At 61.0% G+C, this 1,159-nt stretch carries 1 pseudogene; it reads right to left on the bottom strand.

Going from position 1 to position 1,159, the window contains the following annotated elements:
- Positions 1–80: 80 nt before the first annotated feature.
- Positions 81–1,088: pseudogene (locus tag AUL38_RS01035) on the bottom strand (AAA family ATPase); the annotation flags it as partial.
- Between the last annotated feature and the right edge of the window lie 71 nt (positions 1,089–1,159).

Raw genomic sequence — 1,159 nt, 5'->3', positions numbered from 1 at the left:
ATCGAATACGAGACCATCATGAACGAACAGGTCGCACTCGCGGCCTGACCAAACTGTCACCTAAACGTGCATCAGACCCCATCGACGAGTTCGGGAACGTCGTCGCGGCTGTGCGCGAGCAGCCCGAATGCTCCGCCAGCGTCGACTGATTGGAGCTGTGCGTAGTCGCCGACCAGCAGCACCTTTGCCCCGGCAGAAGCGGCCAGACCTGCGATACGGTCGAGCGACAGGGTGCCCGCGAGTGAGGCTTCGTCGAGGATCAGCAGCTGTCCGGCAGAAAATCCTTCGCCAGTGATCAGGTGGTTCTGCCACCACTTCGCTGTGTTCTCGGTTGCGATCCTGAGATCCTCGGCGAGCACCTCCGCCGCGCCAGCTGAAGGCGCAAGCCCGACGACAGAACCTGTTCCATGAGTCGACTCCCATGCCCTACGCAGCGCAAGCATCGCGGTCGTTTTCCCTGCACCTGCAGGGCCAACAAGCAGATCGACGACTCGACCCGAGACGGCGATACGAGTAAGCGCTTCGGCTTGGTCATCTCCGAGCACGCGCTTGTCTCGATCAGGCTTACGCGCGAACTTCTCGATCGACGCCAGCTGTACCGTCGGTGCGGTGAGGTCGCGGCTCAGTTCAAGTAAACGGTCTTCGGCTTCGAGCAGCAGGTTCGACGGAAAGACGGTTGAGTTCTTCGGCCTGAACACCGACGACTGATCGCTGCGACGAAACTCGACGGGGCTCGATGCCAGCTCGAACGGCGTCAACCGCAGAGACACTTGCTCGGCAGCATCAACCACAAGCCCGACGACGGCTTCGCGATCCTCCATCGATGCGAACCGATAGCCCATGGTCTGTCGTGCGGCTTCTGCGGTGAGGTTCCAGCGCCGCCAGGTCGAACGCTTCTCACCAACCGCCGCAACGACACTCTCGCCAATCGAGCGAATCACATCCAGCGGAATGTCATCGGCATGGAACAGCAACGGACGATCGTTCGATGTAACCTGCCGCGCCCACGCGGTTGCATCCTCACCCAGGATCTCACTCGCGCGGTCACGCCATCCAGCGGTCAAATCGGCGAGAGAGTGCAGGGGTCTGATGCACGTTTAGGTGACAGTTTGGTCAGGCCGCGAGTGCGACCTGTTCGTTCATGATGGTCTCGTATTCG

It is taken from the genome of Leucobacter sp. G161 (assembly GCF_001482305.1).
In the GTDB taxonomy this organism is placed as follows: domain Bacteria; phylum Actinomycetota; class Actinomycetes; order Actinomycetales; family Microbacteriaceae; genus Leucobacter.
Note: the sequence above shows the minus strand (reverse complement) of the source record. Positions and strands in the feature narration are given on the sequence as shown.